Below are 16,232 nucleotides of genomic sequence, written 5' to 3'. Positions count from 1 at the left end.
CCACTCTTGTCTGGCCTGCCGAACGGCAGTCGCTGTCCCCGAGGCGGTTCACCGGTAGGCGGCTTTGATTCCGTCCAACAGCACAGTGGGGTCGCGATAGTGTTTGCTGATCGGCGGGATCCCCCCCTTATCGAGATCGAGGAACTCGTAGACGGCAGTCATCGCCGACCGAACGGAGTACTCGACGGTGAACACCACGTCACGGTCCAGCTCGGCATATTGGCCGAGAAAGGCGAGGTTGTTCGAGCCGTCGGGGACGACCTTCGGCCGGTCGCCAGGGGTCCGGGGTTGGAAGTGTGCCGTGATGAACGGCATCATACAGGGGATACAGTTGACGTCCTCGAGGATCTCCGGGAGTCGGTCCTCGCAGTCGAGGTGGTAGCACAGTTCTTCGAGAATCTCCCGGCCCGTACACTCGGACATCTTCTTCTCGACGTAGTTGCCCTTCCGGTCGGGGAACAGCGCGTAGCCCCAGAAAATCTTCACGTCGTCGGGTTGGTTCGCAAAGTGAGGCTGGGCGGCGACGACAGTCGACAGGAGCCAGTTCGAGTCGACGTAGGTCACCAACCCGTTTCCCGGTTGTTCCCGCGTGAACTCGACGATGTGCTCGAACAGGTCGGTGTTGTGCAACGTGACCGTAAAGGACTCCCACTTGGTCTCCTGGACGTTGCCGGCGAACACCTCGGGATTCCCGAACTGTGGATTGTCCTCGGCGAGATTTCGCCAGAGCTCCCAGGACGCCCCGGTCTCGTTCGTTTCGGGCGCTTCGTCCATCGCCCCGAGGTCGGACCCATCGGTCATCGAGCCGTTCGTGACGAACACCATGTCCGTCGGATCGACGCCGACGGTTTCGTGGCCGTCGTCGGTCTCCACGTGGATGCGCTCTACCGTCCGGCCCTCACGCGAGGTGACGATGTCCATGTCGGTCACCTCGGTGTCGTAGTGGAAGTTCACGTCGTGGTCGTCGAGCCACCGCCGGAGCGGGAGGATCATCGAGTCGTACTGGTTGTACTTCGTCCGGTCGATGCCCTCCATGGTGTGCAGGCGGGGGAACTCGTGGAAGAAGCGGTACATGTACCGGCGCACCTCGGCGACGCTGTGCCAGGGCTGGAAGGCGAAGATGGTCGCCCAGACGTACCAGAAGTTCGTCTCGAAGAACTCCTCGCGGAACCACTCCTCGATCCGGGTGTCGCCCAGGCGCTCCTCGGGCGTCGCAAGCAGGCGGGCCAACGCGAGTCGATCCCGCGTGTCAAGTTCGTACCGGGAGGCGTCGATCCGGCGACTGCCCGACATCAGCCGCGTCTCGGCGTAGGACTCGTGGATCCGGTTGAACTCGTTCATCTCCTCTTTGACGGAGCGATCGGAGTCTTCCAGGGAGGGAATCGTCCGGAAGAGGTCCCAAGTGCACTCGTAGGCGGGGAAGTTGAACATCCGCCCGCCCCGGATGACGTACCCCTCCTCGGGATCGCCAGCACCGTCCATCGCGCCGCCCATCACGTCGAGTGTCTCGTAGACGTGAATGTTCTCGCCAGGGACGTTGCCGTCCCGGATCAGGAAGGCGGCCCCGGCGAGTCCAGCGATACCGCCGCCCGCGAAGTGGGCCACACGCTCGCTGGCCCGGGGCTTGCGGGGACGTTTCCGGACGGTCATCGGTCTCCCTCCAGCACGTCACTCGCGGTTCTGCGTGCGATGCTCGGGTCGACCCTCAGTAGTGCGATCATAGCTGGTCCCTCGTGTTCGATGGCGACGGATCACAACTCGCATCGTCCGTCGGCTCTACACACATGGTACTACGACCGCCCCGGTGCTAACAGTTTGCAGGATATATCCTGCTGCTTATCCATCGGATCTCTCGTCGATTCTCAGGCAGACCCGGCGATCGTCCGTTCGACCAACTGGCGTTGTCCCCGCCGTAGCCGCTCTGAAAGGGCCGATGTCGTCGAATCGAGTTCGTCGGCGAGATCCGAGAGCGTCGCGTTTCGCGGCACGTCGAAGTAGCCCATCCGAGCGGCAACGAGAAGCGCCTCGTGTTGGGGCCTGGTCAGGCCGTAGTCGTCGGCCGGATCGGCCTCGGTCTCGAAGAGACGTAACGGACGAAACTCGACATCGCTTCCGCCACAGGCGTTGCGGAACGCATCGAGGTCGCTTCGGTCCGCGAAACGGGCACTGACTTTCCACCCGCGTCCGGTTACCACCGCCCCGATCGGATGGGTCCTGAGGTCGACGAGTTGGGTGTAGACGCCAGTCGGATCCTCGTCGAGCCTGACCCGGTATCTGGATTCGACGTACGCTGACTCGAGGGCGACGTACTCACGGATCAGTGCCCGCTCATCCAGGCGCTCCTCGAGGCGGTCGGGGTCGACACCCGTCACCGAGAACACCAACGCGGGGACCGCCTTCGTCCCGGAGATCACGTCGTCGACGTGAAGCACGGTTTCGAGGTCGCTGGCGACCGCTGTGAGGGGGAGGGTCGACGAGAGTAGTTCGAACTCACAAACGAGGCTCATAGTTGCTGATTTGGCACGTGCCGAGTTAATGCCGACGCATAATTCTGTTGAGAGGAACTGCTACTGGGAAAGCAAACCACGTGTATCGCATCGGCCAATCGAAGGCGGACGGTGAGAGCGAACGTGATAGACGACAACTCGCCGGCTAAGCGTCACGGCTTTGGCCCCGAGACGGCTACGATAGCCCATGAATCAGTCTGCTCGGCCACGCCGCCTCCGAACCGACGGGATCAGACCCCTCCTCAGCGAGACCGACCTGGAGGCGTCGGATCTGATCGCCCCCATCTTCGTGGATGCGACGACCGACGAACGCCGCCCCATCGAGACGATGCCCGGCCACGAGCGCGTGCCCGTCAGTGCGGCCGCCGAGCGCGTCGCAGAAATCCGCGAGACGGGCGTCGAGGCCGTCATCGTCTTTGGCGTGCCCGAATCGAAAGACGACGAGGGATCCCGTGCCTGGGTCGAGGACGGCGTGGTCCAGAAGGCGGTCCGAAAGATTTCCCGGGAGACGGATGCTTACGTCATCACCGACGTCTGTCTCTGTGAGTACACCGACCACGGCCACTGTGGGATCCTCGAAGCAGACGCTCGCGGGGAGCCGACGCTGACGGTCGACAATGACGCGAGCCTCGACGTGCTGGCCCGGACAGCCGTCTCACACGCCAAAGCGGGCGCGGACATGGTTGCCCCATCCGCGATGATGGACGGCATGGTCGGGGCGATCCGCGAGGAACTGGACGAGGCCGGCCACACCGAGGTCCCGATCATGAGCTACGCCGCCAAGTACGAGTCGGCCTTCTACGGCCCATTCAGGGATGCCGCCGACGGCGCACCCGCCTTCGGCGACCGCCGCCACTACCAGATGGATCCCGCCAACGCCCGCGAGGCCATGCGCGAGGTCGAACTGGACGTCGAGGAGGGTGCCGACGTGTTGATGGTCAAACCCGCACTGCCGTACCTCGATATCGTCAGAGACGTCCGGGAGCGCTTCGACCATCCCGTGGCGGCCTACAACGTCAGCGGTGAGTACGCAATGGTACACGCCGCGAGCGAGCAGGGGTGGCTCGATCTGGAGGAAACCGCGTACGAGTCGCTACTCTCGATCAAACGGGCCGGCGCGGACCTGATCCTGACGTATTTCGCCGAGGACCTGGCCACGCACCTCTGAGTTACCCCGAACCCGGTCTCGACGCCGGCAGTGAGTTTTATGCCGTCACGCCTGGCAGTCAAGATCATGGCAGCTGAGAATGCCGACGGCGACCTCGAACTGGTGATGGCGATCGTCCGGCCGGAGAAGTTGAGCGAGGTCAAAGCCGCGCTGGCGGCAGCCGGCGCGCCGTCGCTGACGGTCACCCAGGTTTCCGGTCGCGGTTCCCAGCCAGCCAAGACGAGCCAGTGGCGCGGCGAAGAGTACGTCGTCGACCTCCATCAGAAGATCAAAGTCGAGTGTGTCGTCGAGAGCGACCAGACCGAGACCGTCGTCGAAGCGATCGAAGAGGGTGCCCACACGGGCGAGAAAGGCGACGGCAAGATCTTCGTGTTCCCGGTCAGCAACGCGATTCAAGTCCGGACCGGCGACCGCGGCGTCGACGCGCTCTGATCGCCGACCCCGACGCTCGGCCCCCACATTTTCGATTGGATCCGGCGCGCGCGCCGTTTCGACCTGCTTGAACGCGACAGCGATGGCTCCCCCACTCGACGATCGTCCAGTTCGCCGGAGTACTCGATGGGACCACTTGACGAACAACAACCTTATACAGATAATATTCTATTGCAGTTTGGACACTTGTCCTATTATGCCTCCGAAATAAAAACGCGTTCACCCAAGGAATTATATACCATCTGTTCCTGGGGCCGAACCGAGATGGCAACCACGAACGTTGCTGAATACGGCAGAAAAGCAGACGGAATAGCAGAAATAGCGTCGAACGCTGAAATGGAGGTGTCGTAGATGGCAGTCGGTGGTGAGATAGCCAGCGGCATCAACATGGTGTGGGCGTTGACGGTGGCGTTTCTCATCTTCTTCATGCAGCCCGGGTTCGCGCTGCTTGAGGCCGGACAGGTGCGGGCCAAAAACGTCGGGAACGTCCTGATGAAGAACATGACCGACTGGACGCTGGGCGTGATCGCGTACTTCCTGTTGGGGTACGGGATCGCCGGGATCGTCGGCCCGGCGACCAGCGGCGGCGGCATCGACGTCGGTGCCGCCTTCGCCTACTGGGGCAGCCCCGGCGGCTGGGTCACCTGGCTGGTCGGTGCCGTCTTCGCGATGACGGCGGCGACGATCGTCTCCGGCGCGGTCGCCGAGCGGATGGACTTCAGGGCCTACGTCGTCGTCGCCTTCGTGATGACCGCGTTCATCTACCCCGTCAGCGAGGCGTTCGCGTGGTGGGATGGCTTGCTGGCCTCGGGCGGGTTCCTCGGCGAAGCGATCGGCACCGGCTACCAGGACTTCGCCGGTGCAACGGTCGTTCACATGCTCGGCGGGATCGCCGGGCTCGTGGGCGCGTACATGGTCGGTCCCCGCAAGGGCCGCTACGACGACAACGGCAACAGCCAGCCGATCCCCGGCCACTCGATGCTGCTTGCCGTTCTCGGGACGCTGATCCTGGCCTTTGGCTGGTACGGGTTCAACGTCGGGACGTCGTCGATCTTCAACGCCAGCGGCGAACTGCTGAGTGCCAAACTCGGCCGCGTCGCGCTGAACACCACGCTCGGCATGGGCGGCGGTGGAATCGCTGCGATGGCAGTCTCGTCGTACTGGCAGGGCAAGCCGGATCCGCTGTGGACCGCAAACGGGCTGCTGGCCGGACTCGTCGCCGTCACCGGCGCGGTCCCCCACGTCGAGTGGTGGGGCGGCCTCATCCTCGGCCTGCTGGCCGGGGCACTCGTGCTGCCGACGTTCCGGTTCACCGTCGACACGCTCAAGATCGACGACGTGTGTGGCGTCTTCGCCGTCCACGGCATGGCCGGCGGCCTCGGCACGGCGCTGATCCCGGTCTTTGCGACGGCCGGGTTCTCGGGCACGCAGCTCGTGATGCAGATCGTTGGCGTGGTCGTGATCGGCCTCTGGGCCGTGATCGGCAGCGTGATCGCCTTCGGCCTCGCCGACCTGCTGTTCGGCCTTCGAGTCACCGACGAAGAGGAGACCGTCGGCCTCGACGAGGGCGAACACGGCGTCACGGTCTACCCCGAGTTCGTCGGCGGCGAACCCGGTTCGATCGGGAGCGGCCCGACTGTCAGTCCCGACGGGGGCAAAGTCCGGACCGACGGCGGTCGCTCGCCCAACGGAGGTGAACACGAATGAGTGACGACGACATCAAGCTGATTATGGCGATGATCCGGCCCGATCGCCTGGGGGCCGTCAAACAGGCCTTAGCGGAGATCGGAGCCCCCTCGCTGACGGTAACCCAGGTGTCTGGCCGGGGCTCCCAGGCCGCAAAGAAGGGCCAGTGGCGCGGCGAAGAGTACGTGGTCGACCTGCTCCAGAAGGTCAAAATCGAGTGTGTCGTCTCCGAAGTCCCTGCCGAGGACGTGGTTGAGGCGATCCGGGAGGCGGCCCACACCGGCGAGAAAGGCGACGGGAAGATATTCGTCCTCCCCGTCGAGGACGCCGTGCAGGTCCGCACCGGCGAGAGCGGCCCCGAAGCAGTCTGAGAACACGGGGACGCCATGGACATAGACGACACCGATCGCGCGCTCGTCGATGCCCTCATGGCGGACGGTCGGGCGTCGATCCAGGCACTCGCCAGCGAGGCGGGTGTCGCCGTCGAGACGGCCGATCGTCGGATCGAAGCCCTCGAAGACGCCGGCGTCATCGAAGGCTACACTGCCCAGGTCGATTACGACGAACTCGGGTACGACGTGACCGCCGTCGTCCGACTACGGGTCGGCGAGTCGACCGAAACCGTCGGCGAGACGCTCGGGGACTATCCCTGGGTTCGTTCGGCATACGAAGTGACCGGCGAGGACGACTGCATCCTGGTCGGGACCGTCCGCGATACCGACGACATGCACGGGAAGGTGGCCGAACTGCTGACCGAGCCGACGGTCCGGTCGGTCACCGTCGACGTGGTGCTGGACACCGTTCGGGCGGGCGAGCCGATTCGATTGGGCGACTCGGACGATTGAATCACCCAGTCGATCCGGGTGGGCGCTTGGCCGTAGCCGTCGAACGGTCGACGATATTTTGGCAGTTGATCATACACGTCGCATATGGGCCGACATCGTTGGGCCGTGGCATTGCTTTCCGAATTAGACGAGGCTGGCCGTCGTCGACTGGCCGGTGAAGCGCTGGCTGTCGCGGGGACGCTCATCACGGTCGGCATCGTGGTTGCTGGAGCGCTGTATCCCGACTACTCGATACACACCCAGACGATCAGCGAACTCGGGGCGACCGGGCCGTCGGGGGAACGGTTCCAGCCTGCCGCGGCGGTGTTTACGCTGGCGATGGCACTTTCCGGCGTGCTTGTGGTTTTGGCCGGTACCGTGGCTCGATCGGAACTCGGCCGACGGCTGGCGAGTGCACTCGTGATAACGGGGACCGGTGTCGTCGGGGTCGCCGTGTTTCCGTTGGACGTCGGTGGTCCACACGCCATCGCCGCACTGGTTGCCTTCGCCGGTGGCGGTCTGACGGCCCTCTTTGCGGCCTGGGAGACACGAGGCGCGATTCGCTGGCTATCGGTCCTGTTCGGTGCGAGCGCGCTGGTGGCACTGCTGGCCTTTCTGGTACTCGGTGGGGAGACGCCACTCGGACGCGGCGGGCTCGAACGGGTGGTGAGTCTCCCGATTCAGTGCTGGACGATCGTCTTCGGTGGGTGGCTCATCGGAACCGCACACGAGCATTCCGATCGTGACCCACGGACGTGAGATGCCGCTGATTTCTCCCGATCAGGAGCGATCGACTCCGACAGCGCGAACCGAGGCACCATCGGCGTCGATTTTGAGCGGGAGCGCCCGGAGTTCGAACCGCGTGTCGACGGCCCCGAGGTTCCGCAAATTCTCGAAGAGCAACAGCCCCGATCCCAGCAGTGCGTGATGGGCCGGGAAGCCCTCGGGCTCGGCATCGCTGGCCCCGTCGCTGGGTGTCGGATCGGGATTGAGCGTATCGAGTGCGACCGCCAGGTCCTGGTCGGCACAGCGTTCGGCGGCCGCTGGCGAGAGAGACGGGTGATCGAGGTAGCGGTCGGTGTTCCAGTGGTCGTCCCAGCCGGTCCAGAACACGAGACAGTCGACTGCCGATTCGACTTTCGGCACGCGATCGGCCGGGATCGCCTCGCGGGCCTCGACATCCCGGCAGTCGACCCGGCGGGCGGTCCGGACGAACGATTGGGGATCGAATTCGTCGAGCGTGCGACCGCCGGGGACGATGTGGGCCGGGGCGTCGACGTGCGTGCCAGTGTGTGAGCCCAAGGAGAGACGGGACTCTCGATAGCCATCCGACTCGTGGGTGGCGACCGGCTCGACGCTGACGGGTGGATCGCCGGGATAGGTCTGCATCCCGGTCTCGATCGGGTGGGTGAGATCGCGCATACGTGAACGGCGACGGCAGGCACAGTAAAGCCACGGGCACCCCGCGAACGATCGGGGCGCGTTCGTCGTCAAGTACTTTCGACTGCCGGCCGAACCGCCGCCCATGAACCACGATCGCTCACGGGACCTGTACGATCGCGCGCTGTCGGTCGCCCCGGGCGGGGTCAACTCCTCGGTCCGGGCGATCCAACCGTACCCCTTCTTCGTCGAGCGCGGCGACGGCGGCCACGTCATCGACGCCGACGGCAATCGCTATCTCGACTTCGTGATGGGGTATGGCCCGCTCCTGCTGGGTCACGACCTGCCCGAGCAAGTCCAGTCGGCCATCCAGCAGCGCGCGGCCGAAGGGCCGATGTACGGCACGCCCACCGAAGTCGAGGTCGAACTCGCGGAGTTCGTCGCGCGCCACGTCCCCAGCGTCGAGATGGTCCGGTTCGTCAACTCGGGGACCGAAGCGACCGTTTCGGCCGTCCGGCTGGCCCGTGGCTATACGGGCCGGGACAAGATCGTCATCATGCAGGGGTCCTATCACGGCGCTCAGGAGTCGACCCTCGTCGAGGGCGAGGGTCACCATACCCAGCCCTCCAGCCCGGGCATTCCCGAGAGCTTCGCCGAGCACACGATTACGGTCCCGTTCAACGACGAGGCATACGTCGAGGGCGTCTTCGAGAACCACGGCGACGAGATCGCGGCCGTCCTGACCGAGCCGATTCTGGGCAATCACGGCATCGTCCATCCCGTGGAGGGCTATCACGAGACCCTGCGGGACCTCTGTGACGAGTACGGCTCGCTGCTCGTCTTCGACGAGGTAATCACGGGCTTCCGAGTCGGCGGCCCGCAGTGTGCCCAGGGCAAGTTCGGGATCGAGCCCGACGTGACCACGTTCGGAAAGATCGTCGGCGGCGGCTTCCCGGTGGGTGCGATCGGCGGGAAAAGCGAGATCATCGAACAGTTTACGCCCGCCGGCGACGTCTTCCAGTCGGGCACCTTCTCCGGCCATCCGGTGACGATGGCCGCGGGGCTAGAGACACTCCGGTACGCGACAGAGAACAACGTCTGGGAACAGGTCAACGACCTCGGCCGGCAGATGCGGGCGGGCCTGACCGATATCGTCGAGGATCGAGCCCCGGAGTACACCGTCGTCGGGACGGACTCGATGTTCAAGGTGATCTTCACCCGGGACGGCGAGAATGGCGAGAACCACTGCGGATCGGGCTGTCGCCAGCGGGAATCCTGTCCGAGCTACGAGACCTGTCCGAAACACGGGACCGACGTCGATCGCGCCGAGACCGAGCGCTGGGAGCGCCTGTTCTGGCCGGCGATGAAGGAGGAGGGTGTGTTCCTCACCCCCAACCAGTTCGAGTCACAGTTCGTCTCTGCCGCTCATACTGAGGGCGACATCGAGGAAGCGCTTGAAGCGTACAAGGAAGCGTTGTAGCGCGGCGTCAGCCTGAGGCAACAAGGTTCTTTCCGAAGACAGCGAAACAGCGGTATTCCTCTCGAAATTATAGGATCGACCTGTGCAGAGTGTGGGCTTAGCAAGCGAGTAATGTTCGTCCCGCATCTTGAACTGCGGAACAACCTACATGTGAGTTGCTAACGTACCGCTGGCACTTTCATTGGGTCTCGATAACTATTCTTGAGCGGGATATGCCTCTACAGGCGGAGCAGGCCGAGTGCCTTGGGGTCGTTCGGAAGATCGATAGTACCTAAGCGAAGTTCTGGGTATATCGGGCTACAAGTCCACCGTCTACAGAGTTGAACGCGGCATGTCTCGCTGAAGTTGTACCCAGAACTTCTTTGAATCACTATCGACGCCACGGGCAGACGGCGCGAAGCGCCATCGACGCCGAGGCCCCTTCGCTGTATCAAGATTGCTTCCCACTCTCGTATATCCGTGATCCATCCAAAACTATAATAGAGTGTGGAGACTACTATCGGATATGACAGACCAGGGTCTCGAATCGTGGACGAAGGACATGACGGCCCGCGAACGCGTCAGGGAGATCGCAACGACGCTCACCGAACCGCAATCCGTCGAGTGGGTGCGCGACCAGGCGCAGGTCTCCGCCTGGCAGACCGCCAAAGACGAGTTGGAGATGCTCGTCGAATTCGGGCAAATCCACGCCATTGAGGGTGACGACGGAAACACGAAGTACGCGCCGAATTACCAGCGACGCTATTTCGACGAAGTGGCCGAGTTGATCAACAGTCACACGCGCGAGGAACTGCGTGAGGAGATCGCCACGATCCAAGAGACAATCGACGAATGGAAGCGTGAATTCGACGTCGAATCCCGAGACGAACTCGAATCGACGCTGGCCGACAACGAGCTTACCAGTGAAGCTGTTCGGGACCGCAACAGCGTACTCCGTCAGTGGGAGCGCCACGAGGACAACAAACGACTCCTCAAGCACGCGCTGGAACTCTACGACGATGCTCGGTCGCTCTATCCCGGAGGGAACGCGTCCTCGACTTCTTCAGTCTCACTCACTCAGTAGTCCCGATGATCTTCCTCGCTAATCGCGCGAACCTCGATACACGGACGCTCCTCACGCGACTCCACAACAAACTTCAGACCCAGGCCACTGACGAGACGTCGCCGATTGAACAGGTCTGGTATCATACCTCAGAAGGGAACAAAGTCGGCGTCCAGGCGAGGATCACTCCCAGCGTGTTCCTCGGGACGTCCTACCCTGCCGAGGAAGCTGAGCTGCAAGTCTCGTTCGATTTTCCCGCGGACGCCGCCCACGATTATTATTCTATTCAGTGGGTCGAGTCAGAACGTGAACTCATGCTCGGATGGCATCAGGACGAAACCCATATGGATCTCGGAGAGTGTCATTTCCAGATCGATTACAACGGGGAGACAGTACAACGAGAGCGTGCAGCATTTCTCGATGTCCATCCGCTCAATGTCTTTGATCGACGAATCGATGATCTCGTGGACATCCTCGATGTGATCGACTGGGATGACGACATCCCCAGCGTCTCGAAGGAAGACGTTCAGTGAGACAGCCGCTCCTCACGAATCCGGTTCTCTCATGTGCTCGTGGTGCTTGATGAAGGCACGAAGGTCTTGCCGGACATAGTGAAACAGTCGCTATCGAGGAATGGACACAACCGCTCGTGCTGAATACGCGCGCTTCATCTTGCACGGCAACCAGTAATAATATCTAGAATCTGACCGTTGTTTCGCTCAGTTAGGGAAGAGCCAATGACGATTACGCAGTCCTTCCGCTCCATCATCCCAAAACTTGCTCATGTGAGTACCTCGACGACATCCTCAGCACTGAACAGTTTCAGATCGTCGCGTTCCGCAGCGGCTTCTTCGACTGCCGACATGAACCCACTCCGGGAAAGGAGCGCATACGTCTCGACCCGATTGCCTCCGTCTTTGGGCGTCCATCGGAGTTCCTCGACGTGGTTCTGGAGCTTGGAGAATGCGTCGTACCCGAGCGGAGCCTGCGTGAACTTACACTCGCCGGCGATCAGCGTCTCGCCCGTCGTGAGGCCCATCACGTCGTTCCCGTGATCGTCGTACCACCACTGTCCCGTCCCCGTTATATCTCCGCATCGACGATAGTATTTTCCATGATCGTACTCTGAATATGATACTTTGAGCGTTGATACGCTAAGGTAGCATAATTGAATCGGCGACCACCACACGACCGAAGAGACAGATGCCGTCGGAACAACCGATCCGTCGTGAACGACTTCCCGCTCTATCGTCGCGACTGGAAGGATGTTTTCACAGATCTGAGGCTGGCCCAGATCGTCTGTGAACGGACGAATCGGGACACGATTCGGGTCTTTCGGACCCCTGAACAGTCCGCCCCCGAACGCGCCGTCGAAGCGATCTATCGAACCATCGTCAACAACATCTTGAACCGCTCCTCGGCAGCGACGGCGTGAGGTGTATCCGCGGGAAAGACGATCGATTCGCCCGCCGTCAGTTCGTGGTCGGTCCCGTCGATGGTGACGCGTGCCGTGCCATCGAGCACCTGCAGGAGTGCCTCGTGGGGAGCCGTATGCTCGCTGATCGTCTGGCCCTCGTCACAGGCAAAGACCGTCAGCGTCGCGGCCTCCCGGTCGACTAAGGTTCGGCTGACGATCGCCCCGTCCTGATAGTCCAGCAAGTCCGCAACTTCGAGTGCCGATCCGGCCAAGTCCGCGAGTTGATTGTCGCTCATACCCGTCGTTCGGCCGGCCCACGCTTGGGGCTGCTGGTGAACATATTCGGCAACCGGAGCGACCGATAGGGCTACGGAACTGGGCAGTGAGCTCCCACTATGCGCGTCAGCGTCATCGGCGGGAGCACAGTCGGCCCGGAACTGGCCGAACAGGCTCGTGCTGTCGGCCGACTGTTGGCCGAGCGCGACCACGAGATCGTCTGTGGTGGGCGCGGTGGCGTGATGAAGGCAACCTGTCGCGGGGCCAGCGAGGCCGGCGGCCATACGATCGGCATCCTTCCGGGGGACGATCGATCCGCGGCCAACGAGTACGTCGAGACGGCGATCGCCACGGGGTTGGGCAACGCCCGGAACGCACTGGTCGTCATGAACGGGGACGCCGCCATCGCGATCGACGGGGGAACGGGCACGCTCTCGGAGATCGCACTGGCACTGGACGCTGGCAAGCCGGTTGCGGGTCTACAGACCCACGACGTTGCTGGCGTCGAGGCGGTCACGTCGCCGCGAGCGGCCGTCGAATACGTCGAACAGGGAAGACAGGAGTGACGAGACGGCGGCGTCACTCGCCGGTCGCCACGAGCGCGAAGACCCACAGCAGCACGAACGGATACGTAAGGAGCTGAACGACCGAGAGGTCACTCCAGACGGGCGGGACGAAGAGGGCGACACCGATACCCAAGAGCGCGCCACCGACCGCGATCGGCCCCTGGTGTTGGCTTCGCGCCGATCGGTCGACCGTCGAGAGGAAGAACAGGGCCGAGACGAAAAAGACCGCGAGGGTAAAGACGATCTCAGTGACGGGAACTGTCTCACTCGTGAGCGCTCGCCAGGACCCCACGAGAAACGCCCCGAACAGTGCCATCGTCACGCCAAGTCCGCCGTTAACGGCGATCCGCCGCGGATCGACGCCGAACCGTGCCGTGGCCATACGCTATTCCCGGCCAGCGACGGCAAGTGCGTTTCCCCTCAGTTTGCGTTCGGTTTGACTGTCGGCACCGAGGACGTTCTTGGCATTGAATAGAATACTCTTTTGAGAGTTCGATGTGATCGGTGAACTATGGATCGGATCGAATTCCTGTTTTTGGCGACCACATTGTGGTTTGTCTCTATCCATACCTGGATGCAATTGTACCCGCCCAAGGGCTTCTGGTTGGGGGCCCCATTCGTCATCGCTTTCGCCGCCTACTATGTCATCCCCGTATACGTCGTCTGGCGGTTCACCGAAGACCTTCGTGAACGTGTCTGGCAGCGCTGGCTAGCGTTCGTCAGACGTCGATAACAGCTCTCAGGCCAGCCACTCGACAAAGGTTCCCTCCAGTAGCGTCTCGCGCTGCCGGGCGATGTATTGTGACTGCATGCCCCAGATCGCCTCACCCAGCGGTACCCCGGCCTGGACCTGCTGGCTCACGATGTCGTGTTTGTACCGGGCAGGTGTCAACCGCCGGTCGAGGCGTTCGCGGAGTGGCTCGATGTATCGTTGGGCCTGCTCGGTCGAGAGACCCCGGAGTTCGAGTCCGTCCCGGGCGTATTCGAAGAGGTCGGCGTACAGTTCCTCGATGGCCGTCGTCTCGCCGTCGTCCGTGAGCCAGGTCAACTCCGCTTCGAGCCCATCACGGGCCGCCGCATAGAAGTTCTCCCGTGCCGTCTCCCAGTCGAGATCCCGTACGGGGTGGTCCCGGCGTGGCAGGCTCTCCAACAGGCCGCCGAAGACCGCTTCGAAGGCCACCGCGTCCCTGATCGTCGGCTGGCCGGGCAGGGGTCGAAATTCGATGCGGGCGTTGGCGTCCGACCGCGTTGCCCCGTCGAAGACCGGCCGGATCCAGCGCCAGTAACTGCCGTGTTTGTGTCGGACGTGAGCAAAGCGATCGTCGAAGCGTTGGCCGGTCTCGACGTCCATCGGGACGATCAACGGATCGGCGACGATGCGATCGATAGCTTCCTCGACGGATTCGAGGTCCCGGGGGAAGGTGACTTTCGGCTGGACGTCACTGCCGTCGGGCGGGTTGAGGACGGACTCGAAGACACCGATCCGGTGTTCCATGTGGGCGTCGGCGACGATCTCGCGATCGCGGGCGTCTCCGTCGTAACACTCCGGTGGAAAGAACGGGGAATTCACACCCAGGGCGAGCAGCGGGCCAGCGATCCGCAGGGCGTACTGGAAATACGTCGGGAGGTCGGGGGCGTGAGGGATCTGGTAATGGGGCTGGATCGACGTGATCAGACTCTCGGGCATCACGGTGTCTGCCTGCACCGAGACGTGTGGGGCATCGAGTTCGAACGCACACGGGTAGTCGGTGTTGGCGATTGCGTGATACCGGACGCTGTCAGACATGTTCGTCCCGATGCGGATGCCGTCCTCTGCAACGGAGTCACAGAGATACGCGGTGGCTGTCTCACCGTTTGGCGGCACCGTCCACAGGCCGTCACTGACCAGGCGGATGTCCTCGGTGTTGGCCCGTTCGAGGGCCGGCGCGAGGTTGGCCTGTAACTCCCGCTGTTGGGCGTCGAGCCCGTAGTCGTTCAACGGCTGAGGACTGGTCTGCATTTCGGCGTTGTGCAGGCCGAGTTCCTTCTCGAAGCCGATGCGTTCGAGCAACTGCCGCGGGACTCGCCGGAGGGCGTCGGTCTGTTCGTCGGCCGCGTACAGTTCGAACTCCAAGCCGACGATCGCCTGGTTGTTGTCGAACGTCCCTGCCCTGACCTCCGCTTTGAGGTCGTGGGCCTCCTGGTCGGCTCTGGCCAGGAACGCCTCGTGATCGACCGATAGCGCCTCACGGACCGCAGCGGCGAGCGCCGAGGCTGACATGCCCGCGGCTTGTTTGTCGGCTCCCTTGAACGTGGTGGGTCGACCAGTAGCGCGCCGGCCACCACACCACGCCGTGTTCCGCTACCGGTCCCAGGCCACCACGGCCACTGTGTTTTTAGTACGTTTCAATATATAAAGAAAACATTTATTTGGCCTAAATAGGTAAAATTGGCCGATGGTCCGCTCACTTAACCGGAGATCGTATATTAAAGGGATCGTAGCGAGCGGGGCGGGCATCGGGCTCGCTGGTTGTTCCTCGGGCCAGGAGACAACCGAATCCCTCCAGACGGAGCAACGGGAGACCAACACAGCGACCGAAACCCAACCGACACCCATGCCAACCGATACCGACTACGCGCCAGTCGTCGAACAGGCAGCAGTAACCGGCAGCGCCGTCGCAGCCAATCTCTTCCGCCGAGATATTGAGGTCGAATACAAAGACGACACGAAGGCAAACGTCGTGACGAAAGCAGACCGCGGGGCGCAGGCGGCGATCATGGACACGCTCGAACGACTACAGCCCGATGCGACGATCGTCGGAGAAGAAGGTGACGCAGCGAAGGAAGTGCCTGACTCGGGACTGTCGTTCGTCGTCGATCCACTGGATGGCTCGTACAACTTCACCCGGGGCAACCGTCTCTGGTGTGCCAGTGTCGCTGCAGTCGAAGAGGGCGAGCCGGTCGCAGCCGCCTCGGTCGCCCCAGCGCTGGACGACGCCTACGTCGGCACTCCGGAAGGCGTTCGCCGGAACGGCGAACCCGTCAGTGTGAGCGACCGCACCGACCCGAGCGGGTTCATGGTCGCACCGACGTACTTCTGGGGCTTCGACAGCCGTGAGCAGTTCGCCGTCGCGGCGCGTGCCGTCGTCGAGCGCTTCAGTGATCTCCGGCGGGTCGGCTCGACACAACTGGCACTCGCACTCGTCGCTGCCGGCGAGATCGAAGCCGCGATCACGAATCTCGAAACGAACCCGTGGGACACGATCGCCGGTGCAGCGATGGTCGAATGGGCCGGCGGGACGGTGACAGACCTGAACGGCGACGCCTGGGGACCGGACAGCACGGGCCTGGTCGCTTCGAACGGTGGTGCACACGATCTCGTCCTCGAAGCAACCCAAGAGATCGAAGCCGCCAAAGAGAACTAGACGACTCACTTTTAAGGAATATTAGTATTTGAACGTGGCTCGGGGCAGCA

General features: G+C 62.9%; 19 protein-coding genes and 1 pseudogene. 13 read left to right on the top strand and 7 right to left on the bottom strand.

What is annotated here, in order from left to right:
* Positions 1 to 48: 48 nt before the first annotated feature.
* Entirely contained in the window at positions 49 to 1,650 is a 1,602-nt protein-coding gene (locus tag FR699_RS11060) for an oleate hydratase (RefSeq protein ID WP_158855455.1), read from the bottom strand.
* A 212-nt stretch (positions 1,651 to 1,862) separates the two neighbouring features.
* The gene (locus FR699_RS11055) at positions 1,863 to 2,507 is read right to left on the bottom strand and encodes a helix-turn-helix domain-containing protein (RefSeq protein ID WP_154552714.1); all 645 of its coding nucleotides are present in this window, start codon (positions 2,505 to 2,507) and stop codon (positions 1,863 to 1,865) included.
* Positions 2,508 to 2,694: 187 nt separating this feature from the next.
* Between FR699_RS11055 and hemB the strand changes: the two genes are divergently transcribed.
* The 6 genes from hemB (at position 2,695) to FR699_RS11025 (ending at position 7,376) form a co-directional block, all read left to right on the top strand.
* Positions 2,695 to 3,675, top strand: coding sequence for a porphobilinogen synthase (gene hemB, locus FR699_RS11050; RefSeq protein WP_158855454.1), 981 nt, complete (start codon positions 2,695 to 2,697; stop codon positions 3,673 to 3,675).
* 66 nt (positions 3,676 to 3,741) lie between these two features.
* A complete protein-coding gene (locus tag FR699_RS11045; protein ID WP_158855453.1) occupies positions 3,742 to 4,107 on the top strand; it encodes a P-II family nitrogen regulator in 366 nt (121 codons plus the stop codon).
* Positions 4,108 to 4,458: 351 nt separating this feature from the next.
* Positions 4,459 to 5,814, top strand: coding sequence for an ammonium transporter (locus FR699_RS11040; protein ID WP_158855452.1), 1,356 nt, complete (start codon positions 4,459 to 4,461; stop codon positions 5,812 to 5,814).
* Positions 5,811 to 6,164: a P-II family nitrogen regulator gene (locus tag FR699_RS11035; RefSeq protein WP_154552720.1), complete on the top strand. Its 354-nt coding sequence runs from the start codon at positions 5,811 to 5,813 to the stop codon at positions 6,162 to 6,164. Before FR699_RS11040 ends, FR699_RS11035 begins: the two co-directional genes overlap by 4 nt.
* Before the next feature lie 15 nt (positions 6,165 to 6,179).
* On the top strand, positions 6,180 to 6,638 hold the full coding sequence (locus FR699_RS11030; protein ID WP_158855451.1) for an Lrp/AsnC family transcriptional regulator: 459 nt from the start codon (positions 6,180 to 6,182) through the stop codon (positions 6,636 to 6,638).
* Positions 6,639 to 6,722: 84 nt separating this feature from the next.
* Positions 6,723 to 7,376, top strand: a complete 654-nt coding sequence (locus tag FR699_RS11025) for a DUF998 domain-containing protein (RefSeq protein ID WP_158855450.1) — start codon at positions 6,723 to 6,725, stop codon at positions 7,374 to 7,376.
* Positions 7,377 to 7,397: 21 nt separating this feature from the next.
* Here FR699_RS11025 and FR699_RS11020 read toward each other — a convergent pair whose 3' ends face one another.
* A complete protein-coding gene (locus tag FR699_RS11020) occupies positions 7,398 to 8,039 on the bottom strand; it encodes a cyclase family protein (protein ID WP_158855449.1) in 642 nt (213 codons plus the stop codon).
* A 103-nt stretch (positions 8,040 to 8,142) separates the two neighbouring features.
* On the opposite strand from FR699_RS11020, the gene FR699_RS11015 reads away from it, so the two are divergent.
* The 3 genes from FR699_RS11015 (at position 8,143) to FR699_RS11005 (ending at position 11,052) form a co-directional block, all read left to right on the top strand.
* Positions 8,143 to 9,477, top strand: coding sequence for a glutamate-1-semialdehyde 2,1-aminomutase (locus FR699_RS11015; RefSeq protein ID WP_158855448.1), 1,335 nt, complete (start codon positions 8,143 to 8,145; stop codon positions 9,475 to 9,477).
* Positions 9,478 to 9,982: 505 nt separating this feature from the next.
* On the top strand, positions 9,983 to 10,540 hold the full coding sequence (locus FR699_RS11010; RefSeq protein WP_158855447.1) for a hypothetical protein: 558 nt from the start codon (positions 9,983 to 9,985) through the stop codon (positions 10,538 to 10,540).
* A gap of 5 nt (positions 10,541 to 10,545) precedes the next feature.
* Entirely contained in the window at positions 10,546 to 11,052 is a 507-nt protein-coding gene (locus FR699_RS11005; protein ID WP_158855446.1) for a hypothetical protein, read from the top strand.
* Positions 11,053 to 11,300: 248 nt separating this feature from the next.
* Here FR699_RS11005 and FR699_RS11000 read toward each other — a convergent pair whose 3' ends face one another.
* Complete coding sequence (locus FR699_RS11000) at positions 11,301 to 11,558, bottom strand: hypothetical protein (protein WP_199268316.1); 258 nt, start codon at positions 11,556 to 11,558, stop codon at positions 11,301 to 11,303.
* Between the two features lie 186 nt (positions 11,559 to 11,744).
* Between FR699_RS11000 and FR699_RS13355 the strand changes: the two are divergent.
* Positions 11,745 to 11,858, top strand: a pseudogene (locus FR699_RS13355) (class I SAM-dependent methyltransferase); the annotation flags it as partial.
* A gap of 41 nt (positions 11,859 to 11,899) precedes the next feature.
* Here FR699_RS13355 and FR699_RS10995 read toward each other — a convergent pair.
* Positions 11,900 to 12,232, bottom strand: coding sequence for a cupin domain-containing protein (locus tag FR699_RS10995; protein WP_158855445.1), 333 nt, complete (start codon positions 12,230 to 12,232; stop codon positions 11,900 to 11,902).
* A gap of 99 nt (positions 12,233 to 12,331) precedes the next feature.
* Here FR699_RS10995 and FR699_RS10990 point away from each other — a divergent pair, with 99 nt between their 5' ends.
* Positions 12,332 to 12,778, top strand: coding sequence for a TIGR00725 family protein (locus FR699_RS10990; protein ID WP_154552730.1), 447 nt, complete (start codon positions 12,332 to 12,334; stop codon positions 12,776 to 12,778).
* A gap of 13 nt (positions 12,779 to 12,791) precedes the next feature.
* Here FR699_RS10990 and FR699_RS10985 read toward each other — a convergent pair whose 3' ends face one another.
* Entirely contained in the window at positions 12,792 to 13,160 is a 369-nt protein-coding gene (locus FR699_RS10985) for a hypothetical protein (protein WP_158855444.1), read from the bottom strand.
* Between the two features lie 129 nt (positions 13,161 to 13,289).
* Here FR699_RS10985 and FR699_RS10980 point away from each other — a divergent pair, with 129 nt between their 5' ends.
* A complete protein-coding gene (locus FR699_RS10980; RefSeq protein WP_158855443.1) occupies positions 13,290 to 13,511 on the top strand; it encodes a hypothetical protein in 222 nt (73 codons plus the stop codon).
* A gap of 6 nt (positions 13,512 to 13,517) precedes the next feature.
* Here the strand turns inward: FR699_RS10980 and FR699_RS10975 are convergent, their stop codons facing one another.
* A complete protein-coding gene (locus FR699_RS10975) occupies positions 13,518 to 15,038 on the bottom strand; it encodes a hypothetical protein (RefSeq protein ID WP_158855442.1) in 1,521 nt (506 codons plus the stop codon).
* Between the two features lie 175 nt (positions 15,039 to 15,213).
* Here FR699_RS10975 and FR699_RS10970 point away from each other — a divergent pair, with 175 nt between their 5' ends.
* Positions 15,214 to 16,182, top strand: a complete 969-nt coding sequence (locus FR699_RS10970) for an inositol monophosphatase (RefSeq protein ID WP_370454791.1) — start codon at positions 15,214 to 15,216, stop codon at positions 16,180 to 16,182.
* Positions 16,183 to 16,232: the final 50 nt, after the last annotated feature.

Source organism: Halorhabdus sp. CUG00001 (genome assembly GCF_009797925.1).
In the GTDB taxonomy this organism is placed as follows: Archaea; Halobacteriota; Halobacteria; order Halobacteriales; family Haloarculaceae; genus Halorhabdus.
Note: the sequence above shows the minus strand (reverse complement) of the source record. Positions and strands in the feature narration are given on the sequence as shown.

Excerpts from the sequence above, each read along its gene's own strand:
- FR699_RS11045 (WP_158855453.1), top strand. The coding sequence starts at position 3,742 with ATGGCAGCTGAGAATGCCGACGGCGACCTCGAACTGGTGATGGCGATC.
- FR699_RS11010 (WP_158855447.1), top strand. The coding sequence starts at position 9,983 with ATGACAGACCAGGGTCTCGAATCGTGGACGAAGGACATGACGGCCCGC.
- FR699_RS10990 (WP_154552730.1), top strand. The coding sequence starts at position 12,332 with ATGCGCGTCAGCGTCATCGGCGGGAGCACAGTCGGCCCGGAACTGGCC.
- FR699_RS10995 (WP_158855445.1), bottom strand. The coding sequence starts at position 12,232 with ATGAGCGACAATCAACTCGCGGACTTGGCCGGATCGGCACTCGAAGTT.
- FR699_RS11055 (WP_154552714.1), bottom strand. The coding sequence starts at position 2,507 with ATGAGCCTCGTTTGTGAGTTCGAACTACTCTCGTCGACCCTCCCCCTC.
- FR699_RS11030 (WP_158855451.1), top strand. The coding sequence starts at position 6,180 with ATGGACATAGACGACACCGATCGCGCGCTCGTCGATGCCCTCATGGCG.
- FR699_RS11040 (WP_158855452.1), top strand. The coding sequence starts at position 4,459 with ATGGCAGTCGGTGGTGAGATAGCCAGCGGCATCAACATGGTGTGGGCG.
- FR699_RS11015 (WP_158855448.1), top strand. The coding sequence starts at position 8,143 with ATGAACCACGATCGCTCACGGGACCTGTACGATCGCGCGCTGTCGGTC.
- FR699_RS10980 (WP_158855443.1), top strand. The coding sequence starts at position 13,290 with ATGGATCGGATCGAATTCCTGTTTTTGGCGACCACATTGTGGTTTGTC.
- FR699_RS11025 (WP_158855450.1), top strand. The coding sequence starts at position 6,723 with ATGGGCCGACATCGTTGGGCCGTGGCATTGCTTTCCGAATTAGACGAG.
- FR699_RS11005 (WP_158855446.1), top strand. The coding sequence starts at position 10,546 with ATGATCTTCCTCGCTAATCGCGCGAACCTCGATACACGGACGCTCCTC.
- FR699_RS11060 (WP_158855455.1), bottom strand. The coding sequence starts at position 1,650 with ATGACCGTCCGGAAACGTCCCCGCAAGCCCCGGGCCAGCGAGCGTGTG.
- FR699_RS11035 (WP_154552720.1), top strand. The coding sequence starts at position 5,811 with ATGAGTGACGACGACATCAAGCTGATTATGGCGATGATCCGGCCCGAT.
- FR699_RS10970 (WP_370454791.1), top strand. The coding sequence starts at position 15,214 with ATGGTCCGCTCACTTAACCGGAGATCGTATATTAAAGGGATCGTAGCG.
- hemB (WP_158855454.1), top strand. The coding sequence starts at position 2,695 with ATGAATCAGTCTGCTCGGCCACGCCGCCTCCGAACCGACGGGATCAGA.
- FR699_RS10975 (WP_158855442.1), bottom strand. The coding sequence starts at position 15,038 with ATGTCAGCCTCGGCGCTCGCCGCTGCGGTCCGTGAGGCGCTATCGGTC.
- FR699_RS10985 (WP_158855444.1), bottom strand. The coding sequence starts at position 13,160 with ATGGCCACGGCACGGTTCGGCGTCGATCCGCGGCGGATCGCCGTTAAC.
- FR699_RS11020 (WP_158855449.1), bottom strand. The coding sequence starts at position 8,039 with ATGCGCGATCTCACCCACCCGATCGAGACCGGGATGCAGACCTATCCC.
- FR699_RS11000 (WP_199268316.1), bottom strand. The coding sequence starts at position 11,558 with ATGGGCCTCACGACGGGCGAGACGCTGATCGCCGGCGAGTGTAAGTTC.